Annotated in this window: 13 protein-coding genes and 2 pseudogenes; 11 read left to right on the forward strand and 4 right to left on the reverse strand. The window is 43.5% G+C overall.

All coding sequences use genetic code 11. The annotated features are described in order from the left end of the window. Positions 1-72 precede the first annotated feature (72 nt). Positions 73-1,929 carry an NAD(P)H-quinone oxidoreductase subunit F gene (locus ANSO36C_RS06395; protein WP_251958860.1) on the reverse strand — a complete coding sequence of 619 codons (1,857 nt, stop codon included), beginning with the start codon at positions 1,927-1,929 and terminating at the stop codon, positions 73-75. Positions 1,930-2,587: 658 nt separating this feature from the next. Here ANSO36C_RS06395 and ANSO36C_RS06400 point away from each other — a divergent pair. From ANSO36C_RS06400 to ANSO36C_RS06450, 10 genes are all read left to right on the forward strand, one after another. Beyond that, complete coding sequence (locus ANSO36C_RS06400; RefSeq protein ID WP_012410633.1) at positions 2,588-2,896, forward strand: carbon dioxide-concentrating mechanism protein CcmK; 309 nt, start codon at positions 2,588-2,590, stop codon at positions 2,894-2,896. Positions 2,897-2,988: 92 nt separating this feature from the next. Beyond that, positions 2,989-3,333: a carbon dioxide-concentrating mechanism protein CcmK gene (locus ANSO36C_RS06405; protein ID WP_039748664.1), complete on the forward strand. Its 345-nt coding sequence runs from the start codon at positions 2,989-2,991 to the stop codon at positions 3,331-3,333. Positions 3,334-3,339: 6 nt separating this feature from the next. Next, the gene (locus tag ANSO36C_RS06410; protein WP_094327600.1) at positions 3,340-3,642 is read left to right on the forward strand and encodes a EutN/CcmL family microcompartment protein; all 303 of its coding nucleotides are present in this window, start codon (positions 3,340-3,342) and stop codon (positions 3,640-3,642) included. Between the two features lie 109 nt (positions 3,643-3,751). Beyond that, positions 3,752-5,755, forward strand: coding sequence for a ribulose bisphosphate carboxylase small subunit (locus ANSO36C_RS06415; protein WP_323374570.1), 2,004 nt, complete (start codon positions 3,752-3,754; stop codon positions 5,753-5,755). A 130-nt stretch (positions 5,756-5,885) separates the two neighbouring features. Beyond that, positions 5,886-6,653, forward strand: a complete 768-nt coding sequence (locus tag ANSO36C_RS06425; RefSeq protein ID WP_251958861.1) for a transferase — start codon at positions 5,886-5,888, stop codon at positions 6,651-6,653. Positions 6,654-6,710: 57 nt separating this feature from the next. Then, positions 6,711-7,499 carry a BMC domain-containing protein gene (locus ANSO36C_RS06430; protein ID WP_251958862.1) on the forward strand — a complete coding sequence of 263 codons (789 nt, stop codon included), beginning with the start codon at positions 6,711-6,713 and terminating at the stop codon, positions 7,497-7,499. A gap of 245 nt (positions 7,500-7,744) precedes the next feature. Further along, a complete protein-coding gene (locus ANSO36C_RS06435) occupies positions 7,745-8,692 on the forward strand; it encodes a LysR family transcriptional regulator (RefSeq protein WP_251958863.1) in 948 nt (315 codons plus the stop codon). An 88-nt stretch (positions 8,693-8,780) separates the two neighbouring features. Then, positions 8,781-10,412: a mucoidy inhibitor MuiA family protein gene (locus ANSO36C_RS06440; RefSeq protein WP_251958864.1), complete on the forward strand. Its 1,632-nt coding sequence runs from the start codon at positions 8,781-8,783 to the stop codon at positions 10,410-10,412. 94 nt (positions 10,413-10,506) lie between these two features. Further along, on the forward strand, positions 10,507-11,007 hold the full coding sequence (locus tag ANSO36C_RS06445; RefSeq protein WP_251958865.1) for a GNAT family N-acetyltransferase: 501 nt from the start codon (positions 10,507-10,509) through the stop codon (positions 11,005-11,007). Between the two features lie 45 nt (positions 11,008-11,052). Then, the gene (locus ANSO36C_RS06450) at positions 11,053-11,721 is read left to right on the forward strand and encodes a Uma2 family endonuclease (protein WP_251958866.1); all 669 of its coding nucleotides are present in this window, start codon (positions 11,053-11,055) and stop codon (positions 11,719-11,721) included. Between the two features lie 57 nt (positions 11,722-11,778). On the opposite strand, the gene ANSO36C_RS06455 is transcribed toward ANSO36C_RS06450, so the two are convergent. Continuing rightward, positions 11,779-11,916 carry a hypothetical protein gene (locus ANSO36C_RS06455; RefSeq protein WP_251958867.1) on the reverse strand — a complete coding sequence of 46 codons (138 nt, stop codon included), beginning with the start codon at positions 11,914-11,916 and terminating at the stop codon, positions 11,779-11,781. A gap of 159 nt (positions 11,917-12,075) precedes the next feature. On the opposite strand from ANSO36C_RS06455, the gene psb34 reads away from it, so the two are divergent. After that, positions 12,076-12,246, forward strand: coding sequence for a photosystem II assembly protein Psb34 (psb34, locus tag ANSO36C_RS06460; protein ID WP_251958868.1), 171 nt, complete (start codon positions 12,076-12,078; stop codon positions 12,244-12,246). A 224-nt stretch (positions 12,247-12,470) separates the two neighbouring features. Here the strand turns inward: psb34 and ANSO36C_RS06465 are convergent. Continuing rightward, positions 12,471-17,246, reverse strand: a pseudogene (locus ANSO36C_RS06465) (alkaline phosphatase); the annotation flags it as partial. A 471-nt stretch (positions 17,247-17,717) separates the two neighbouring features. Next, a pseudogene (locus tag ANSO36C_RS06475) lies at positions 17,718-23,160 on the reverse strand (phytase). Positions 23,161-23,219 lie beyond the last annotated feature (59 nt).

The raw sequence follows: 23,219 nt of genomic DNA on the forward strand, positions 1-23,219 counted from the left end.
GGTAAGGGGAGTAGGGGAGGCAGGGGAGGCAGGGGGAGAATAATAACTTTTAACTCCTAACTCCTAAGTCAGTTAAAAAGGCAATTTATTCAGTAAACCCAATGACCAGCTGATGAAAAAACCCAGGACGCTGACAACTGCTAGGATGGTCAACATATAGCCTTGGGATTGCCCAGAAATGCTGTATTTTAAAGTTTGTCCGCCGAAAATTGTCGCAAAGCCAACCAAGTTTACAAAACCGTCAACTAAGTAGCGATCGCTCCACGCAGAAACCTTAGATAGCAGTGCTACTGCACTTACCACGGTTACACGATAAACTCGGTCAATATAAAAATCATAACCTAACAAGTCTTGCAGAAATCTCCACGCCAAGATTCTGGATCTTGACCAAGCTTTGTGCAGATGAACTGTACAACCTACAACTATTCCCACTACGGTAGATCCAAACAAGGCTAACACCACATACCAATTAATACTTTCCCAATCGGGCAATAAGTACCATTGCTGTAGCATCAGAGGTAAAAGCAAAGTCAGCACTGTTAAAAACACCATTGGCAAGGCCATCTGCCAACCTACTTCTGGTGTGCGACGGGTCTTTTGTTGCGGTTTACCCCAGAAGACTAATCTAAATACTCTGGTCAAATTTAATGCTGTCAAGCCATTGACTAATACTAAAACCCCAATTACCCAAGGGCTAATATTTACGAAACCATCGGCCCATGCTAACATTGCCCAGAAACTTCCCAAGGGTAGCAGTGTTACCATCCCGGCTGAACCAACTACAAAAGCAGTGGTGGTGGCTGGCATCCGTGACCACAAACCGCCCATTTCTGTTAAATCTTGGCTTTGGGTAGTCAAGATAACTGAACCGGAACTCATGAATAATAATGCTTTGGCGATCGCATGAGTTAACAGCAACATCAAGGCTACGCCCCCTTGCTGCAACCCCACCGCCAAAAATGCTAACCCCATGTATGCACTGGTGGAATGAGATAGCGATCGCTTAATGTCAATTTGAGCTATGGATACTAATGTGGCCCCAATCGCTGTCACCGTACCCATGACTACCAAGGCATTCAAGGCAACTGGCGATAGGGCTAACAATGGTTGAAATTTATACAGCAAATAAGCACCACCAGCTACGACTAGAGAGTTTCGCATTACTGAGGCGGGGTTGGGCCCTTCCATTGCCTCATCTAACCACAGGTGCAGTGGAAATTGGGCGCATTTACCAGCAGGCCCAGCAATTAACGCCAACCCCAACAACGCCGATGTCATTGGACTTAAATTAGCTGTTTGTGCCCACTCATATAAATTTGAAAAGTTCAAACTCCCAGCTAGAGTGGAAAGTGTCACTACAGCCATCAGTAGCAACAAGTCACCCACCCGTTTAGTCCAAAATGCATCCCGCGCCGCAGTCACTACTAGGGGTTGAGCATACCAGAACCCCACCAACAAGTATGTTGAAAGTGTCAAGACTTCTAAAAGGGCATAGCTAAGAAACAAAGAATCACTGATCGCTAGACCACTCAGCGCTGCCTCAAAAAATCCCATCAGCGCGAAGAAACGGGCCAATGACCAGTCCTTTTCCATGTAACCCAGAGCGTAAACTTGTGCCAGTAGGCTTAATCCCGTAATTAAAACTGTTGCCCCAATACTGACTGGCGATAGTTCCAAGCTCAATGATAAATCTAGATCAGCAGCTTTGAACCAGGAAACTATTAAGTTTTGTGGCTCTCTATCCCAGATGTTTTTAAATACAAACAGGCTATGAATAAAAGCTAGAATGGTCGTCAACAAGTTGATGTATGCCGCAGGTCTTGGCCCTGTTCGCTGAATTATTCCTATTCCCCACGGCAATGTCAAAATTGCGCCAAGTATGCTATAAAAAGGCACAAACCAACTTGTTGAAAAGAAAAATTGATCCATTTAAATTTACCTTGACAACTTAGCTTTGATTTTAAAAAATACTTAAAACAATTATTTATTTAATAAAATTAATCTACCAATAATTCGATGTTTTTTACTAGATTTTAACCTATTTTTTTAAGAAGTATTTTTACTTAATTTACTCCATCAAACATAAACAAAATATAACTTTACATAAGCAAAAGCATTTACTAGCCTTAACATTACTTTCATTTTTACATTTGTCTTTCTACTTTCAGCAAGGTACTTTATAAGATATATTTGAAAAAATTATCTATAATTTCACTTAGTCTTTACTACACACAACAATACTGGACGAAAGATAGATACAGTAAAACACACAGCCACTGCTTGCCCCTCGCCAGATAGAATTAGCCTTGGTTATGAATGTCGTTTTATAAATGTAATAAAGGAATTATAAAGCATAAGTGGTCGCTCTAGGAATCAGTGAACTTTAATTGCCCAGAAAGACAGATAAAGTTTTGTTAAGTTTTTTAAAACTTTCTTATCATAAACTATTATAGTAATTTATGTTGCCAGGGACGCCAAGCTTTCCTATGCTTAATTTGGAAGTGTTTTCTTAACTCTTAAGATAAAGCCCTCCCCGTCAAAAATTTCAAGACAGTACTGATTAGATTCATTTTGTAGGAGTTCTGCGATGCCAATTGCAGTTGGGATGATTGAAACGAAAGGCTTTCCAGCAGTCGTGGAAGCTGCTGACGCGATGGTGAAAGCCGCCCGTGTCACTTTAGTAGGCTATGAGAAAATTGGTAGCGCTCGTGTCACCGTCATAGTTAGGGGAGATGTATCGGAAGTTCAAGCTTCTGTAGCAGCTGGAGTTGAAGCAGCGAAAAGAGTCTTTGGTGGTGAAGTGTTATCCACTCACATCATTGCTCGTCCTCACGAAAACTTGGAATACGTCTTGCCGATACGTTACACAGAAGCTGTGGAACAATTCCGTACTTAAAAGCTGTTTAAACAAAGTAATTAACGCTCTTTACCTGAAAAGAGCATCACTTTTGTCCAAGGCTAAAAACAATAAAAAAGGGATTAAAACTAATGTCAATTGCAGTAGGAATGGTTGAAACACTAGGCTTTCCAGCAGTCGTGGAAGCTGCTGATGCAATGGTGAAAGCTGCTCGCGTCACTTTAGTAGGTTACGAAAAAATCGGTAGTGGTAGGGTGACAGTGATTGTCCGGGGTGACGTTTCCGAAGTGCAAGCTTCTGTAGGCGCAGGTGTTGAATCTGTAAAGCGAGTTAACGGCGGACAAGTGCTGTCTACTCATATCATTGCTCGTCCTCACGAAAACTTGGAATACGTCCTGCCAATTCGTTATACCGAAGATGTAGAGCAGTTCCGGGAAAATGTGAATGCAATTCGTCCTTTCGGTAGAAGACCGTAATTTGTAATGCAAATTGCCAAAGTTCGCGGCACAGTAGTTAGCACCCAAAAAGATCCAACTCTTAGAGGTGTGAAACTACTGTTGTTACAATTAGTAGATGAAAACGGCAATATCCTACCAGAGTATGAAGTAGCAGCAGATATTGTGGGAGCAGGAGTAGATGAGTGGGTACTCATCACTCGTGGTAGTGCCGCTCGTCAAGTTGTTGGCAATGAACAGCGTCCATTGGATGCAGCAGTGGTGGCGATCATAGATACTATTTACGTTGAAGATCGCCTAATTTACAGCAAAAAAGATCAATATCGATAGTCATTAGTCATTGGTCATTAGTCATTAGTCATTAGTCATTACCTCTCGACAAATGACAAAGGGCAAATGACTTATGACAACTGACAGGCAATACAGGAGGAGTCTCGCGATGGCAGTCCGCAGCACGGCGGCACCCCCAACCCCGTGGTCAAGGAATTTAGCTGAACCCAAAGTCGATAAAACTGCCTTTGTACATTCATTCTCCAATCTAATTGGAGATGTACGAATAGGTGCAAATGTAATCGTTGCTCCGGGGACTACGATTAGAGCGGATGAAGGCACACCTTTTTATCTTGGTGAAAACACTAATATTCAAGATGGTGTTGTGATTCATGGGTTGGAGCAAGGCCGAGTAATTGGCGATGACCAAAACCAATACTCTGTATGGATTGGTAAAAACACTTGCATTACCCACATGGCTCTAATTCACGGGCCAGCCTATGTAGGGGATAATTCCTTCATTGGCTTTCGCTCGACGGTGTTTAATGCCAGAGTGGGTGAAGGTTGCATTGTCATGATGCACGCTTTAATTCAAGACGTAGAGATTCCCCCTGGTAAATATGTACCTTCGGGAGCGATAATTACCAGCCAGCAGCAAGCTGACCGCTTGCCAGATGTGCAAGATCAGGATAAAGAATTTTCTCATCATGTGGTTGGGATTAATCAAGCATTACGAGCTGGTTATCTCTGTGCTGCGGATAGCAAATGTATAGCACCCATTCGGGATGAGAACGCTAAATCTTATACAGGTAATGGTATTACTGTTTTAGAGTTGGAAAGGAGTAGTGAAGTGGCGAGCAATAGCTTGGGTGCAGAAACAATAGATCAGTTACGGTATCTATTAGAGCAAGGGTATAAGATTGGTACGGAACATGTAGACCAAAGACGGTTCCGCACAGGTTCTTGGACTAGCTGTCAGCCAATCGAACCGAGATCAATCGGTGAAGCGATCGCAGCATTAGAAAGCTGTGTAAATGATCATAGCGGCGAGTATGTCCGACTGTTTGGCATTGACAAAGATAGACGGCGTGTGCTAGAAGCCATTATCCAACGTCCCGATGATGATGCAAAACCAGCTACCAGTTTTAAAGCTCCAGCTAGTAGTCATAGCAATGGCGGTTACAGCAGCAGTAATGGTAACGGTAACGGTTCTAGCAGTGGCAAAGTCAGTGGCGACACTCTAGAGCAAATCCGCCACTTGTTGGCAGGTGGTTACAAAATTGGCATGGAACACGTAGATGAACGTCGTTTCCGCACCGGTTCCTGGACTAGTTGCAAGCCAATTGAAGCAACTTCCACAAATCAAGTCATCTCCGCTTTGGAAGAATGTATAGCAAGCCATCAAGGCGAGTATGTACGTTTAATCGGTATTGATACCAAAGCCAAACGGCGGGTATTGGAGACTATTATCCAACGTCCAAATGGTCAAGTAGCTTCCTCTGGTGGTCAGAAATCATTTACTACTGGTGCAGCATCCTCTGGTACGGCAACAGCTACCAGTACCCGCCTGAGTGGTGAAGTAGTAGACCAACTCCGAAATTTATTGGCTGGTGGCTCGAAAATTAGCCTTGAACACGTAGATGAGCGCCGCTTCCGTACAGGTTCCTGGACTAGTACGGGTCAAATTCAAGCCTCCTCAGAAAGAGAAGCGATCGCCGCCGTAGAAAGACAACTCGGCGAATATCCAGGGGAATATGTGCGTTTAATTGGTATTGACCCTAAAGCCAAACGGCGCGTATTAGAGACCATTATCCAACGTCCAAATGGTCAAGTCGCTTCTTCTGGTGGTGGTAGTCAGAAATCATTTGCCACTAGTGCAGCACCTTCTGCCACAGCAACAGCTACCAGTACCCGTTTGAGTACAGAAGTAGTAGGCCAACTCCGGCAATTATTGGCTGGTGGCTCGAAAATTAGCATTGAACACGTAGATCAACGCCGCTTCCGTACAGGTTCTTGGACTAGTACCGGTCAAATTCAAGCCTCCTCAGAAAGAGAAGCGATCGCCGCCGTAGAAAAGCAACTCGGCGAATATCCAGGGGAATATGTGCGCTTAATTGGTGTTGATCCTAAAGCCAAGCGTCGGGTATTAGAAACAATTATTCAACGCCCATAGTAGGGAGTGGGGAATGAGGCATTGGTCATTGGTAGATTAATCAATAAATAATTCTTCTTCTCCTGCCTCCCCTGCTCCCCCTGCTCCCTCATCTCCATTCCCCACTCCGGCTTCCGAGGTTAAAATTTCCATGTCTGTGCCGCTACTGCGCCTCAGCAATAACTTTGATACTTACATTAGTGGTGAGGTGACTATTCATCCAAGCGCGGTACTTGCACCTGGGGTGATCCTCCAAGCGGCTGTAAACAGCAAGATCATCATTGGGCCAGGGGTCTGTATTGGTATGGGAGCAATTCTCCAAGTCCATGAAGGCATCCTAGAGGTAGAAGCAGGTGCAAACCTAGGAGCCGGGTTTTTGATGGTTGGCAAGGGCAAAATTGGAGCAAATGCTTGTATTGGTTCAGCGACAACAGTTTTTAACTATTCGGTTGAACCTGGACAAGTAGTACCACCTGCTTCAATTTTAGGAGACACCAGTAGGCAGATTGCCCCAACAAAAGAACCGGAACCATCTACAAGTAACCCAGCTTCTACAAGTGTGTCACCGCCGAAGGAAGAGGAAAATGGCTCAGGTGGAGTTAAGGAAAAGGCAGTTTCCTCTAACTTCTCAGCTTCGGCTTTTGTAGATTTCAAACAAAACAAGTCGATTTCTTACTTTAAATCTCCTGCCACTGCCGAAAGTAATTCTCCTCCCGTGGAGGAACCTACCAATGATGCTAACTCTACCTTGCAGGAAGCCGCCCAACCGTCTACAGAGCATAACTTAGACCCCAATCAGCCGCCCGCAGAATCCCCTAACGGTTTTGGGACTCAAATTTATGGACAAGGGAGCATAAACAGACTGTTGACCACACTGTTTCCTCATAGACAATCCTTGAGCGACTCAAATGACGATTAGTCCGAGTAAGTGTTAATTGTAAGTTGTCGGCTTTTTCCGTATTTTGGAGAATTCATCATGGAAACATACAATCAACGGCCTATTCGTACCATCGAGGGAACTAGTAGTCACGAAACCTATCAGGATACTGCTTTGGGTTTAGTTTCTACCCGCAGCTTTCCGGCGATCGTTGGGACGGCGGATATGATGCTGAAATCAGCCGGCGTTCACCTGGTTGGGTATGAAAAAATTGGTGGCGGTTATTGTACTGCGATCGTCCGGGGTGGAATTGCTGATGTGCGTCTGGCGGTAGAATCAGGTGTGCAAACGGCTGAACAGTTTGGTCAGTTAGTTTCTAGTTTGGTGATTGCCCGACCTTATCCCAACCTAGATATAGTCCTTCCCATCACAACTCGTTTCACTAAATTAATGCAAGAGGGCAATTCCAGCCGTCTGAGTAACCAAGCAATTGGTTTGGTAGAAACGCGAGGATTTCCCGCGATGGTCGGAGCGTGTGATGCCATGCTCAAAGCTGCTGATGTTCATTTAGCAGCTTATGAGAAAATTGGTGGGGGGTTGTGTACAGCCATTATTCGTGGTTCCGTAGCAAATGTGGCGGTAGCAGTAGAAGCGGGAATGTTTGAAGCAGAACGTATTGGGGAATTGAATGCAGTGATGGTAATTCCTCGGCCGTTAGACGAAATGGAGTTAACCTTGCCATTAGCAAGTTGCTGGATAGAAGAACGCGAACCATTAAACTTGCCAGTGAATATTAAAGAACAAGTTGCGGAAATCGAGGTACTAAGATTACCAGACTTAACCAAGCTACCGACAAAAGTTCAAGAAGAATTATGGAATGATGAATGATGATAGATGAATTTTGGAAAATCCTCATTCAGCATTCATCGGGAGATGGAAGGCATCTTACGCTTTAGCTGTTCTGATAATAGCTTCTTGAATCCATAAAGAAAATACCTTTATATTAATATAAAGAATAGATTTTTATCTATGATAAAACTCGTAACTTTCTGTGAGGGTCACTATATCATTTGCTAGTGTTCAGTAATACTAGTTTTATATCTATATAATCGCTATATACAGGAGAATCACCCTTGAACCAAGCGACGCTGCACCAATTAAAGGTGTTCGAGGCGGCGGCACGGCACAGTAGCTTTACTCGTGCTGCGGAGGAATTGTTTCTCACTCAACCTACCGTTTCTATGCAGATCAAGCAACTTACAAAAACGGTAGGGTTGCCATTATTTGAGCAAGTGGGAAAGCGGTTGTATCTGACGGAAGCCGGACGCGAATTATTTGCCACTTGTCGGCAGATTTTTGAGAATATAGCCCAGTATGAAATGAAGGTGGCAGATTTAAAAGGGCTAAAACAGGGGCAATTACGCTTGGCAGTGATTACAACAGCAAAATATTTTATTCCACGTTTGTTAGGGCCCTTTTGCGAACTTTATCCAGGGATTGATATATCGCTGCAAGTCACAAATCACGAACAAATTTTGGAACGGATGAGTCAGAATCTGGACGACTTGTATATTATGAGTCAAATTCCAGACAATATGGATGTAACTTGTCAACCATTTTTAGAAAACCCCTTGATAGTCTTTGCGCCGACTAATCATCCGTTAGCCAAAGAAAAAAATATTCCTATACAAAGCCTGTCTAACGAACCTTTTATCATGCGGGAACCAGGTTCAGGAACTCGTCGCGCTGTCCAAAAGCTATTTGAAGAACAAGGGGTGGCGGTAAAAGTCAAGCTAGAATTGGGAAGTAACGAAGCAATTAAACAAGCGATCGCAGGTGGTTTAGGTATTTCTGTTTTATCGCGTCATACCTTACTATCAGACAGTTCAGAGTTTAGTATTTTAGATGTACAACATTTCCCGATTCAGCGACATTGGTACATGGTTTATCCATCTGGCAAGCAGCTATCTATCGTCGCTCGTGCCTATTATGAATATCTACTAGCTGCGGCAAAAAATATTGTCGAGCAAAATTCTCATACTACTTCACTACCCTTGAACCAACTCACGGGTAATTCGTAATTACGAATTACCTCAAGGGGTTGACGGTTAGACCGGGAAACATTGACAATTAACCAGCATAATCATTAAAAATGGGGGAAAACTGGCAGTGGTTAACCCGGAAATACCGACTTGGCGCAAAACAGTACAAAGCGAGATTGTAGCTGTTACCGTGTATTCTGACAGAGCATTGGTTACACGACGGGGTGTAGTTGATTTAACAGGAATTGAACAGGAATTAGTAATTGCCCCAGTGCCAATGACTCTAGAAACTGAGTCTATCAGGGTTAGCGGTAAAGGTACAGTAGAAGTGCGCTTGCTGGGGGTTAGTAGCGATCGCATTTACACTACTGAGCCTGTAGCCGAGCGAGTAGCACATTTGACAAGGCAAATTCAGCAATTAGAAGCTGAAAAACGCCACCTGCAAGCCCAAGTGGATGCTTTGGCATTGCAGTCTAGCTTTATCGCCGGCTTACGTGAAAAAACAGAAGAACCCTTTGCACAAAGTTTGTCTCGGAAAAATCTCAGCCTTAGCGAAACTTTAGATTTCTTAAACTTTCTCGGAAGCCAGTATAGTGAGTATGCGATCGCATCTGGAGAGTGCAAAACCCAACAGGAGGAATTAAACAAACAACTGCAAGCACTCCACACCTCGTTGCAAATAATTCAAACACCCCATCCCAAAGAGAGTTTTAGTTTAGTTGTAGCCGTTGAAGTAGCGGGTGAAGGCGAATTTGAATTAGAGGTATCCTACATAGTGAATCGCGCTAGTTGGACTCCGCTATATGACTTACGGTTTAGTACTACCAGCGATATCGTACATCTGAGTTACCTTGCAGAAATCACTCAAAGCACTGGCGAAGATTGGATTGGTGCAAATCTCACCCTTTCTACCGCTAAACCGGGATTAGGTACACTTCCACCCAAACTTGAACCCTGGTATATTGATGCGCCACGTCCACAAATGTTACGAGGACGACAATTTGCTGCCCAGCCACCACTGCTGCCTAGCATAGTAGAACCGCCTGCTTCTGCTGCCAGAACTGATTGGCAAGAAGAAGACGAAGTTGCCGAGGATATTCTTATCCCAGCAGAAACCATTACAGCAGAAGTATCCAAAAAAGGCAGCGTAGTTACCTTTAAATTAAATAGTGGTGGTAACATCCCTAGTGATGGCGCACCCCATAAAACTACAATTTTTAACGATGATTATCCTTGTAGCTTTGATTATGTGGCAATGCCGCGCTTAGTAAGCTTTGCTTATCTACAAGCTAATGTGAAAAATAGTCCCAACGGTGCGACTTTGTTATCGGGCAAAGCTAATATTTTCCGTGACAACGTTTTTGTCGGTACTACTGGCTTAGAGAATATTGCACCAGGACAAGAATTCAAACTGAACTTAGGAATTGATGAAGGTTTAAAAATAGAGCGCGATTTAGTTGAGCGTCTGGTAGATAAAAGATTAATTAGTAACCAGCGCCGGATTACTTATAGTTATCGGTTGATAATTACTAACTTACTAGAGAAAGAAGTAAATCTGAAAGTAACTGAACAATTGCCAGTTAGCCGCAACGAGCAAATTAAAGTGCGCCTCAGTCGCAGCAACCCACAAATTCAACTTGGTGAAATGGGAATTTTAGAATGGCTGTTAACTCTTCCACCCCAAGAGCGACGAGAGATATATTACCAGTTTAATCTTGAACATCCGCCTGATTTAATGGTAGTTGGGTTAGATATTTAAAAATAAAGTTAGTGTTATGCGTCAATTTTCTCAAAATCTCTTAAATTGGGTGTAAATGCCAGCAAAACCAATCACGTTTAGGAGAAAACTGACAATGAAACTGCTGGTTAGAGAAGCACAACCGAATGATGCTGTGGCGATTGTTGGCATTCTGAACCCCATTATCGAAGCCGGTCTGTATACCGCATTTGATACGCCGCTCACAGCCGATGCCGAACGGGAGTATATATTGAATTTTCCCCATCGTGGGGTGTTCCATGTTGCTGTGCGCTTTCCAGAGCAGACGATTGTTGGCTTTCAAAGTATGGAACCATTTGCGTCCTTTACACATGCCTTTGATCATGTGGGAATCATCGGAACATACGTGGATCTTTTGTACCGACGCCAAGGGATTGGCAAAAGTCTGTTTGAGGCTACATTTGAAAGCGCTCGCAGCAAGGGATACGAAAAAATATTAACCTACGTTCGCGCCGATAACGCCCCTGCGTTAGCTAGTTATCTCCAGCATGGTTTTCGCATAATTGGGACGGCACAAAGACAAGCCAAGATCAAAGGAACGTATATAGACGAGATCATCATTGAACGGTTCTTGTAGATATCACTGCTACGCTAAACTTATAGCACTGAGGCACTTACCGCCATGTCTGTCATCCCAGATTTAGCAACCCCAGAAAATGTTATATTTCCGCCAGGGGATTTATATAGTGACGAACCGCCTTTGGAAACTGACTTGCATCGGCTACAAATGACACTACTCATCCAATGCTTAGAGTGGTTGTGGCGAAATCGCAACGACTTTTATGCATCGGGTAATCTCACCATCTATTACAGTCCACGCCAGCGCAAATCAGAAAACTTTCGGGGGCCAGATTTTTTTGTAGTAATGGGTACTGAACGTAAACCCCGTAAAAGCTGGGTTGTTTGGGAAGAAGATGGCAAATATCCCAATTTAATTATAGAAATTCTCTCAAATAGCACAGGCGACACTGACAAGGGCTTAAAAAAACAAATTTACCAAGATATCTTTCGCACACCAGATTACTTCTGGTTTGATCCAGAAACCTTAGAATTTACAGGGTTTCATTTGCTTGATGGTGAATATCAACCGTTGGAACCAAATCTCCAAGGCTGGTTGTGGAGTCAACAGCTAAGTTTGTATTTAGGGGTTTATCAAAAAAATTTACGCTTTTTCACTCCTGAAGCAGAACTAGTTCCGACACCGGAAGAAGTTGCACAACAAGAAAAACAACGCAGCGATCGCTTGGCAGCAAAATTGCGAGAATTAAATATAGATCCAGATACCATTTAACGTCTCGCCCTAGATCGCAAAGACGCGATAAATCGCCGTCTTTACAATAAGCATCTCTTACCCTAACCGAACCGTATTGAGAGACATCTGGCTTTCGCTGGCTAGAACCGCTTTGCCAGAATCTGCGATCGCTGATAAGTCATACCAATTCATGAAAAGCCTGATACACATAGATTTATCGTAGGGGCATGGCATTGCCATGCCCTTACCAGCGTATTTGTATCATTATTAAAGTTAAATGGTATCAGTCTTAAAAAGACTATAAATATTTTCTTGTCAAGCCCTATTGACATTTTGTAACAAAAACGTTAAATTTGTTTACATAAGATAACAAAACAAAAAAAGAAAAAAATTATGTACACCACCATTAACGAAGACGGCATTCTCAATAACTACGCAACAGAACCCAAGATTTACTACGCTGAATACCCAGCAATTTGGGAACAACGTAAATACGTTTTACAAGGCCTTTTTGCAACTTTAATTGTCACCGCTTTGGTTTTAGTTGGTTTTAGCGTTAGCTAAGATTTTTGGATTTCAGTATCGCTGTATCTCATTGTCATTCATACTTCTCTCTGTAACCCCGGTTAGTTTCGCCGGGGTTTTTTGTGTTGTACGTGTCTCAAACGGCAGTGGTATATTGCGTTGTCAAATAGAAAGCGAGGGAGATCACTCCCTCGCATTAGCAAAATCTATACAGCCTAACTGATTTTGAATGTTAAATTTTAGCTGCAATCATTTTTCAGCTAGATCACACCAGCAGAGAAAACGAAATCATTTGCTGTGAGACTAGTTGATGTAATTCCGACTAATGAAGCCAACTCTGTATTTCCGGTTTTCACTAAGGTGTCACTACCTTGTTGTAATAGTGTTAAAGCACTAAACTGAGTAACACCAATACCGCCTAGCCCGATTTTATCAATGGCGATCGCAAAATCAGTCACGATGTTCTTGCTAGTTGGTAGACTGGCATTAGCAATCCAGAATTGGTCAGCACTAGTACCACCACTCAAGCGATTACCGCCCTGTTGACCAGCAAATAGCACATCATCACCATCGCCACCAGATAGGGAATCATTGATACTGGAGAAGAGTTTGTCATCGCCAGAACCACCGTAGAGACGGTTATTGCTACCGTTACTCGTGAGAGTGTCGTTACCTGAACCGCCGAAGGATGATTGACGCGAACCTTCAACTACTGTGAGAGTATCAGCACCTGCTGCTCCAAACAAATTATTACTGCCATTGGCTTCGACTACGGTAATTTCATCATCACCAGTACCACCATCAGCATTAGTGTTGTTAGCAGGGCCATTTACGCCAATCAAGACTTGATCGTTACCGTCTCCTGTGGACACTGAGGAGTCACTACCGGCTAGTACCGTGTCTTCACCGTTTCCAGTCTGGATTGTGTTTCCTTTAGTACCCTCTACAAAGTCTGCTCCGTCACCTGTGAATAAGGTTTTATTTGGCTCAACGATAATATCATCACTGCTATTAGAGCCAAAATTAATCTCTTCTGCTTGAGGTTGACCTAAGCCAGGAGCAAGATTAAGGGGCTTCTCCAACTTCAGCAGTAGAATTTCATTGTTGTCTATGACTGGATTTTGAGGATCATTTCCAGGACGACCTGTAGAGAAGGGATAATTGTTGTCATTAGCTACCAAAATGGTATTTTTGTCAACAACTAAAACGTTTTCAATTGTGACAAATGGGAAGTCAAAGGTGGTTTTGCCATCTCCATTCAGGTCGTTGGGGTCTTGGATGTTTAACAAGTCTGCAACTTCTTCTTTGACTACATAGCCATTAGAATCTGTTTTTGACAAGTCAATTTTGTAGATTCTCTTGAATTGAGCAGCACTTCCTTGACCACCATCCCGCTCAATGACTAAGTACTCATTGTCATTAATGACTGCTAAATCACCGATCGCATACGCGGGATTATCCAGCTTGTAGTAAAGTGTATTATCGGTGTACTTGCGGCTGGCGATATCAAATTCGTTAATCCGCAACGCACCGGGAGCATCACCTTGAACCGTACCTTCAAGTAGCATATAGAGCTTGGTTTTGCTGGCGTTGATTGCTCCACCCTCAAAACCTTTGGAACCACCCAAGTTAGCAAAAGCATCTCCTGAGAGAACATCGGGGTTTTGTGGCGATCGCACTAAGTTATTCTGAGGATCACTCAAGAAATCTCGGACTTTATCACCTGTCTCTGGGAAGTCTGTAAATAGCGCATCTACGCCTAATTGATAGAACTGCTGAAATTCTAGTTCTGGATTACCTTTGTAATCTGCTGCTAAATATAGGTCTTCATCGCGGAAGGTGTAAGGATGAACCTGTAAACCTGCATTGTGAGCATCTTGAATTAAAGTCGTGGGAGGTAACAGCGTTCTGTCAGTATCATTTACTGCACCATCTCCATTGACATCATCTGCCAAACCATCGGTATTAGCATCTGTACTTCTGACGCTGACAATTAACCGCTTCCAAGGGCCAATGCCATCAGCATAGGTAGCGATTTCAGCCAAACCTTCTGGAGTCCGTAAATCACCATAAGTCCGGAGGTCGCCACTGACTTCAAAATCATAAGGCTGAGTCTCTATGATCTCACCGTCTAGCTCAATGCCTGCTGCATCTAGAAGTTGAACCAGGGGAATATCTACACCTGCATTAGGCATAATGCGATCGTGGAGATCCTTGAGATTACCGACTTCAAAGGATTGGATAAAAATCCGACTGGGATCAGTGAAGTTCTCAGCCTTGAGTGTATCGATGAGGATTTCACTGGTGTTTCGGTTAATTTTCTCCGTAGTGCCTACATAAGTAGCTTCTTCAGCAGAATAGGTGGGATGCTTTGTTTCAGGATAGATGCCAATCTTTTTACCCGTCTCGGCTTCTACTTCCTTAACCAAGTCGATGATTTCGGCGAGGGTGGGAATTTCAAATTGACCATTGAAGGATTGGTCGCGGAAAGGTACACGCTGTATAGCACCTAAAGTCTTGATTTCTTCTAAAGTAAAGTCTTCAGCAAACCAACCTGTGATTTCTGTTCCATCTAGACTGACTGTTTTCTTGCGATCGGCAAACTGTGGATACTTGGTAACATCGTAAACGTCTGTGGTTGTATTGCTTAAATTAAGAGTACCATCAGCATTCAAAATTGCCAAAGCAGGTTCATGGCGAGCAATCAACACGCCATCTTTTGTAACTACTAAGTCTGGCTCAATAAAGTCAGCACCATCTTCAATTGCCCGTCTGTATGCTTCTAAGGTATGTTCTGGGAGATCGCCACTTGCGCCTCTGTGTCCAATAACTTTCGGTGCTTCTCCATCTAAAGTTTTGAATTGGTCAGGTGTAGCAATGGGAGCTTCCAACAACTTACCACTGGCATCAAAATGCAGCAGGTAGGGGCCAAACTCTTCTCCAACCCAGATTGTCCCGTCTTTATCAAAGACCAATGACTCGACATCAAAGTCTGCACCAGTCAGTAATTCTTCCAGTAGTTCCCTCATTCACAATTTCAAAAGGAACTTTGTTGTTAGGGTCAGACAGTTGGATGTAGTCTAAAACTTTAACAGTGCCATCGCCATTTTCTGTGCCCTTGAAATTCGGGTCTACACGATTGATTCGTAACAGGAAGTCTTCACTATTATCTTTGCCACCGTAGCCATTATCTGACAGGAAGTACAAAGAGTTGCTGTTAGCAAATTGAACACCGCTAAAACCCTGAATTGGCTGTCCAGGGAAAGGCCCGGTTCTGCCATTGGCTGAAATTTCTGCACCAGAAGCTGGGCCATCACTATAGGTATCAGCAGGTAAAGAAGCAAAACCTACTAACTCAACTTTTGGCTTTATTGAAGCAAACATCGTTTGGTAGATGTGGGTTTGATCATTTAAACCCGCAATTCCCGGAATATCGAAACCGTAGTTGTTATAACCTTTACCCACCAAGCTATTTAACACTTCAGAACCAGCACCTTGGTAGTAAACAGGTACGGGAAGATTGGTGTGAGTTCCCCAACCATACTTGACATTGGGATCAGACCCCAGTAATGTCCAACTTCTGCTGGAGTATCCAAATTGGTTAATGCTTCCGCACCTTGAGTTTGTACTAAAGTTGGAAAATCACCGTCGAGAGTCAGATAGTGATCGTGGTCAGCTGTCACGATTAGTAGATTTTCTTCCCAGCCACCATTGTTATTGATCCAGTCAATTGTAGATCCAACTGCCTTATCGAAGTCCAAAGTGGTGCCGAGCAAGTTGTCCATGTTGTTGTCATGGGCAGACCAATCGATATCGCCAGCCTCAACCATTAACCAGAAACCATCGGGGTCTTTTTTTAGCACATCTAACGCAGCATTTGTCAAGTCATTGAGGGTTGGGTTTTCGTTAACCTCTTTGGCAATGAAAGATGCATCTGTTTCTCCGGGTAACAGTGGACGCGTGGTGTCCACTTCGGCGTTATCACCTTGATTAGCGAAAACGCTGAACATATCTAAACCAGTGGTGCTGTAGTCGCCGTTGGCAGAACTTACAGGCAAGTTACCATTTTGACCGCGCGCACCATATAGACCGAAAAGGCGATCGCCTTTTTCTGGATCGATTGTCGCCGCAGTTTCAGCTAGTTTCTGGGCAGCATTCTCACCGCGCTCTAAAAAGGTGTAATCGTAGAGGTTGTTTGTGGGTTTAGTGCTAAGTTCTGTGTAGGTAGATTGGCTAATGTATTCATTGCTTGTATTCGGCTCAACCTCCGATGGTAGTAAGTCCCCAGGAGCAGAGAGCGGGTGTCCGCCACCAAGTAATACTGTTGGTTGATAGACACGGAGTTCCTGTTGCAGAATGTTGTCTAATGCCGGATAATCGCCATCATACTTATTGCGACGGTTAACGTTGGCAGCAGCAGCACCAGGTGTTGCATGGTCAATAGGAACTGAAGTCACCAAACCAGTAGATTTACCAACTTGGTTCGCCGTTTTGAGAATTGTTTCTAGAGGATTCTCAAAAATATCAACGCTAATAGCGCTGTTGTAGCTCTTGACCCCAGTGTACAGAGTTGTTGCGGTGTTTGCCGAGTCAGGATAGCTGTACTTAATATATTCTGGGTCATTACCGGGAGTCCAAGGGTTAACACCACCTCTGGTAGGGTCATAACCTACTAGATTCCCAACAGCACCATCACTGACTTTTGCGCCACCTATTGGGGTATTACCTGGGTTAAAAGTTGGATCAAAGGTGAAACCAGGACGAACCTGGCTCTCTCCGGTAATGGGATTGGTATCGTCAAGAGCTGAATTAGCAGTGCTAAAAACTCCATTACTACCAGCGATCGTTGTCCCGTAGGTAGTTGCTAAACCGTAGCCTTGGAGTGTTTGAAAGTTGAGTCCTTGACCCTTACCTTGTGTATAAAAATCACTCAGGTTAGCGCCTGTCTTACCATTTTGAATCTCTTTGTAGATGGACGCAGCACGAGCCATTTGCCAGCCCATACCATCCCCAATCATAAGAATGACGTTCTTAGCCATGAAAGAGAATCTCCCTGTGTTTAATTGTTGAGATGGTGTTAGCTCTAGTGAAATCAAAAAAGTAATATGGTGAGGAAAAACTAATAGTTTTTGCTTCAAAGATGTAATTGACTTGTAAGCTTGTTGACTCTGAACTATTAAATATCAACCACCATAACTGACATTTCACGAGAGCTTTTAAGTAACAAAAATGACAATGTTAGTTTCACCTTAATTAACTTACACAGCAAAAGTTGTGAAAATATTGTGGAATGGTTAACAAACCTTATATTCCAATCTTTTGCTAAATCTATTGCTAAGAACTTGCTGGATGTTTTTGATAATATAAAAAGTTTTTTAAGGACTGAAATTATCTATCTTTAGTAAGATGAAAATCTCTAATTTTTGTATATTTTCACAATAAATAATCAGTACAGCTTCATTAACTTTGGCTATGTAATGAAGCTGTAACAATTAGCTTACGCCAACAGGCTAAACTACACTAGCTGAGAAAGTAAAATTATTTGCTGTGAGGCTAGTTGATGTAATTCCCAACAATGAAGCTAACTCGGTATTTCCTATTTTGACTAAAGTGTCACTACCCTGTTGTAATAGTGTCAGGTCACTCAACTGAGTAACACTAATACCGCCTAAGCCCAATTTTATCAATGCCGATCGCAAAATCAGTCACAATGTTCTTGCTAGTTGGCAGACTGGCGTTAGCAATCCAGAATTGGTCAGCACCAGTACCACCACTGAGGCGATTACCACCACCTTGACCAGCAAATAGTACATCATCGCGATCGCCACCAAACAGCAAATCATTCACACTTGAGAAGAGTTTGTCATCTCCAGAACCACCGTAGAGACGGTTATTGCTACCCTTACTCGTGAGGCTGTCGTTACCTGAACCACCGAATAATGATTGGCGAGAACCTTCAATTACTGTGAGACTATCATTACCTTCCGCCCCAAACAAATTATTACTACCACTGGCTTCTATTAGGGTAATAACATCATCACCATTGCCACCATCAGCACTGGTATTTTGAGCCGGGCCATTTTGACCAACTAAATATCTGATCATTACCGTCATTTCCAGAAACTGAAGAGTCACTTCCTGCAAGCACTATGTCGTCACCGTTTCCGGCTAGGATTGTGTTACCTTGAGTGCCTTCTACAAAGTCTGCTCCATCACCAGTATTAAAGAATTGCCCTGGTTCAAGATTGACAGTATCGCTGTTGTTGGAACCCGAAACCATTGGGGAAAGTAGGCTGTACAGTTGTCAGGTTATTGGGTAGTTCCAATATGCCGAGTTTTTCAGCAGCAGTATTACCCGTAACGTTAAAGTCGTTGTCGTTAATCCAGGCTAGAGTGTTGGGTGCTACCAATGCTAGACCTTCTAATTTTTCGACTCCGGTGTAGCCTAACTGAGCAGCATTAGCGATTAAGCTTTTGCTAACAGGGGTAATATTGGCAGCAACTAACTCCGCAGAGGTTAGTTGTTCGATGGTTTTATTAGCTGGCAAAGTAAAGTTAGCATGGTTATTGATGTTCGTTGCCCCAGCTAAATCAATTTGGTAAATTAGTTTATTGCCAGCAGATGTACCATTGTCATCTCGCTCAACTACTGCAAATTTGCCGTTACCTAAAGATACTGCATCGCCAATTTTGTCAGTTGCTGGTAAACCTTCCAGGAGATACAAATATTCTCCTGTTACCTGCTTGGTGACAATATCAAACTCTAGAATTCGCAGATTGAGAGAACTTCTGGAAGTCGCATCATTGGCGACATCTGGATTATCAATTGGACTCTGAATAAAGGCATATAATTTATTACCTTCCAGGGCGACAGCTTCAAATCCTCGGTTATTGCGGCGTTGGGCGTAAACTTCTGGCAAAACCTCAGTGCCAAATGTTGCAGCTGGTTGATCTGGGTTGGGTGCAGTGGCAGTTCCTTGAGGAATAAAGCGGTCAATTAGTTTACCATCAACATCAAAGTGATAAATTGCCGGACGGTATTCATCTACCATCCAATAGTCTCCATTTTCCGCAATTACAATTCCCTCTAAGTCAGCACCCAAAGGATCGTTAGCGAGAACATTGTTGTCTAAGTCAACGGCAATTTCATCTGTGTAGGCTAAACCGTTTCCTACAGCTTGCAAATTAGGCAGTCCCGTTAATGGCGTTGTCCCATCTTGACGGAATAGCCCCGTTCTCTTGGTAATATTGATTTCACCTGTGCTGCGGTTGAGTTCAAAGCTGACTATTTCTGGCTGGAAGTCGGGTAATAAAAATGGTCTGTTTACACCATCAGGTTCTCCATTGGGGCCTCGGTCTGTGTGGGTGACAAACTTCAGGTTGCCATTTGCTGCAAACCCTTGGAAATACAACCCAGAGAAACCACCTAATAAAATATCTTGATTTTCAGAGGTTGTTCCTAACTTGGGTAGGTTTTCAAATTCATAGATAGTTAACTTGGGTTGAGCAACAGGATTGCGTGGATTGTAACTAGTAGTGTCGATATTTAGAGAATTGGGGAAGGCATTGGCAATATTTTCCCAAGGTACAAACTTGAAGTTAGAACTGATATTTTCTTCTTCGCCTTCATCACTAACTATTGTGGCAGGTTCATTAGAGCCATCTTGAGTGACAAATAAACCAAATGGAAAGTTAGCCCCAAGTGGCACGTTAATTACATCTGCACCGTCTGACTCTTGTACGCTGTCAATGGCCCCATTGTTACCAACGGCAAAGTTACCCACATATTCGTTGTTACCTTCACGAGTATAGGCAACAAAGGTATTGTCACCTTGGCTAGATGCTAATAAGTAGCCTGTGCCATTTTTTGCCGTAATAAATGGTCAGTCCTTCTACGTCATCGGTGAGGTAATTACCACCCAAATCTCTGACTCGATCAATTAGCTTGCCAGTTGTGCCACCGTTTGGTTCTGCTTGAAACTTCCAGATACCTACATTTTCTTGTCCAATGTAGAGGAAGCCAGTTTCTTGGTCTACTACCATACCCTCTGTTTGCGGATCGCGTTCCTCAATTGTCGGTACGGTGAATTCCCGCACCCGTTCAGCCCCAATTTGGCCATTACCTTTGTCAATCAGTTTAAACTGAGCTATGTCTCCAGTTTCTCGCCGACTGGTAAAGACATAGTAATCATTGGTTACAGGGCTACGGTATAAGGTAAGTCCGTAAGAACTGCGAGTTGATGCAGAATAGGGAGGTTCAAAAGGTGCTGCTTGGAAGACAGTAGCAATATTGCTATCGGTGATATCTTCCAGGTATTGTCCGGGGGTAGAAGGATTGGGGTTAATTTTGAAGATTGCTAGTTTGTCGTTGTTGCGATCGCTAGCTACGGCAATATCAATCGATTGATTGCCTAATTTAAAACCGTATTGCAGGTCAATATTGTTGTAGCGAATGCTACCCGGATTAACTGTTTGCAACAAATTACCGGACAAGTCATAAACCCGCAGTCCAGCATTTTTGACTGAGGTTAATACTAAGCTATCGGCAGAATTTGTAGCATTAATATAGATTGCAGGATCATCAGCATCAGCCCGTTGATCTACTGGCAGGGTTTCATCATCCAACAAATCGGGACGGGTTTCTAGCGTGGGTGCAGCAGTTGGAACTAAGTCTGCATTCAAGGTTAGGATTTGGGTAAATTGGCTTTGATTGAAGTTGTTATCACTTACCAGCACAATCGACTGGCTACCATCTGCTAGTTTGGGGCCAAAGGTAATACCTTCGATGTTATCTGTACCGTTAGGCAAATCCAGATCATTTAAATTTAATAGCAGACGCTTTTGAGCAGGTTGGATCGCAGCTAGTTGTTCAGCACTCAAATTATTGAGAGAATCGTAGAAGCTAATGTCTGTTGATCCTTGCAGGGAAACTTCGTAGATTTTGATAGTGTTGCCTACACCTTGGGCAAAGGAACGCTCTAACGCCAGTAATGTGCCACGATTATCTATTGCTAGTAAATCTGTCAAGCCATTATCAGCAAAGCCTGTGCTAGGGTTGGGCACATCAGCGATCGCATCGGTAATATAAAGGTATTCTTTTTCTGGTTGTCCACTAAGTAGATTGTATTGCAGAATTCGAGAAGGGCTACCACTAGTGAGTGAAGCCCTTAATCCATCTTGAGAAAGCGCGTTTTCGGTGGCGGTGAATAGGGTTTTCTGGTCGGGTGTAATGGTGAGGCTTTCAAAGGCTAAGTTATTGTAAACGCCTGATGTCTGCGTATCGCCTGCATCTACAATACCGTTGCTGTTGCTATCCTCAACTACTGGTAGGAATTTGCTGGGGACAAATAGCGATGCCTGCGGCGGTAAACTACGCAATTCTTGACCCGTTGTCAGGGAAAATTCCTTAATAAAGGGATTGCTAACACGACCAGCAGTAGGATTAACTTCGCCTTCTGAAGAGATGAAGATTGTCCCATTATTGGTTAAAGCAATGCCTTCAGGGTCAATGCTAAATGTTGCAAATAAGTTGCCATTGCTATCTTTCAGGGGCGTGACATTGGTAAAAGTCACCCCAGTATCAGTAGTAAAAGTATAGAAGCGGGCGGGGCCAAATTGAGAGCGATCGTCTGAGACAGAGTAGTAGCGGTTGTTAGCTGCATCGTAAGTGATACCAGATAATCCGCCCACTGGAGTCTGTACCCCATTTACGGTTCCCGCCGCGCCAGTAGGAATAAAACCAGTAACAAAGGTAGTTTGTTCCAGAAATCCTGCACGAGGAATGGTTTTACCTGGTTCATTTGGCCCAGTCTGCACATCTGTAAATACTAAGCGATGGTCAGAACTAGGGAAAGGAAAAGTACCTACCAAGGGAAATGTCGGGTCAGTATTCAGAGGCCAAAATACTCCTGAGTTGGCAATTGTCAGGTTAGCGGACGGTAGCACATAATCAGCTCGCAGGTTGCCTGGAGCCGTATCAGCAAAGTCTGCGGTGTCAAAACTAGGATTCCCTTTTTGGCTGGCGTTTGCACCACCTTGTAAGTCTGCTTGTTGGGAGCCACCAAGACTAGTAGGAATGAAATTAGTATTAATATTGGGATTTTGCAACAGTTGGCGAATAGCGTTGTCAAAACTATCACCATCTAACGGATCGGCATTTTGATCGCCCACAATCACAAAGCTTGAACCAGCAGCAATCCCGCCGATTTTTCCCTTGTCATCGTAAATATAATTACTTGTACCAGGGGTAATATAGTCTGCCCAAAAACGGATCTCGTCGTGGTTACGTTTACCGTTGCGGTCTTCCACGCCATCAAAGGTTGGAGGTGTGGGGTGGCTGGCGAGGACATGAATTGTCTCACCGTTTACCTGGATTGGGACATCCCAATGACTCTTGGAGGAGAGGCGTAAAACTTCCAGTTCATCCTGAGAATACCAATCATTGGGCTGTGGTGTTGTCGGATCATCAGGAAGCAAAGCATTGGGCATATCCTTCCAGAGGAAGTTTTGGAAGGTGCGGACGTTAGCTGTATCGATGGGATATTTGGACAACAGCAACATCCCAAATTGACCAGGAAAATTGCCGAATCCGAAGGCATCATCGCCATATCCCGGTTCGCCTGGGGTTGTAACTACTGCGCCGTTGTTGTTCAAGTCAAACCCAGAGGCAATACCCGTATTGGAAGGAGCAATGTAAAAGTAAGGGTAATCAACAGGATTTGCACCATTCTGGCTGACTGCAAGGTAATTTTCCTTGAATAACTGAACTGCTTCTTGGGAGTAGTCAAACTCATTAATCAGCAGCACATCTGGGTTGTTACGCTGAATAATTTCCGCAACAGCTTTTGCTTGAGTATTGTCAGGGGTAGACAGATCGGTTACTAACTGACCTTCTGCGTTGCGATTCAAAGAAGCATTGAACTGAGAAAAGCGAACTGTGCTTGTAGTTACCATAGGTTAGCTCTGAGGTAGATTTCACTTGATCCGATCGCCTTCAAGTTTCCCTAAAGGCG

The organism is Nostoc cf. commune SO-36, assembly GCF_023734775.1.
Classification (GTDB): domain Bacteria; phylum Cyanobacteriota; class Cyanobacteriia; order Cyanobacteriales; family Nostocaceae; genus Nostoc; species Nostoc commune_A.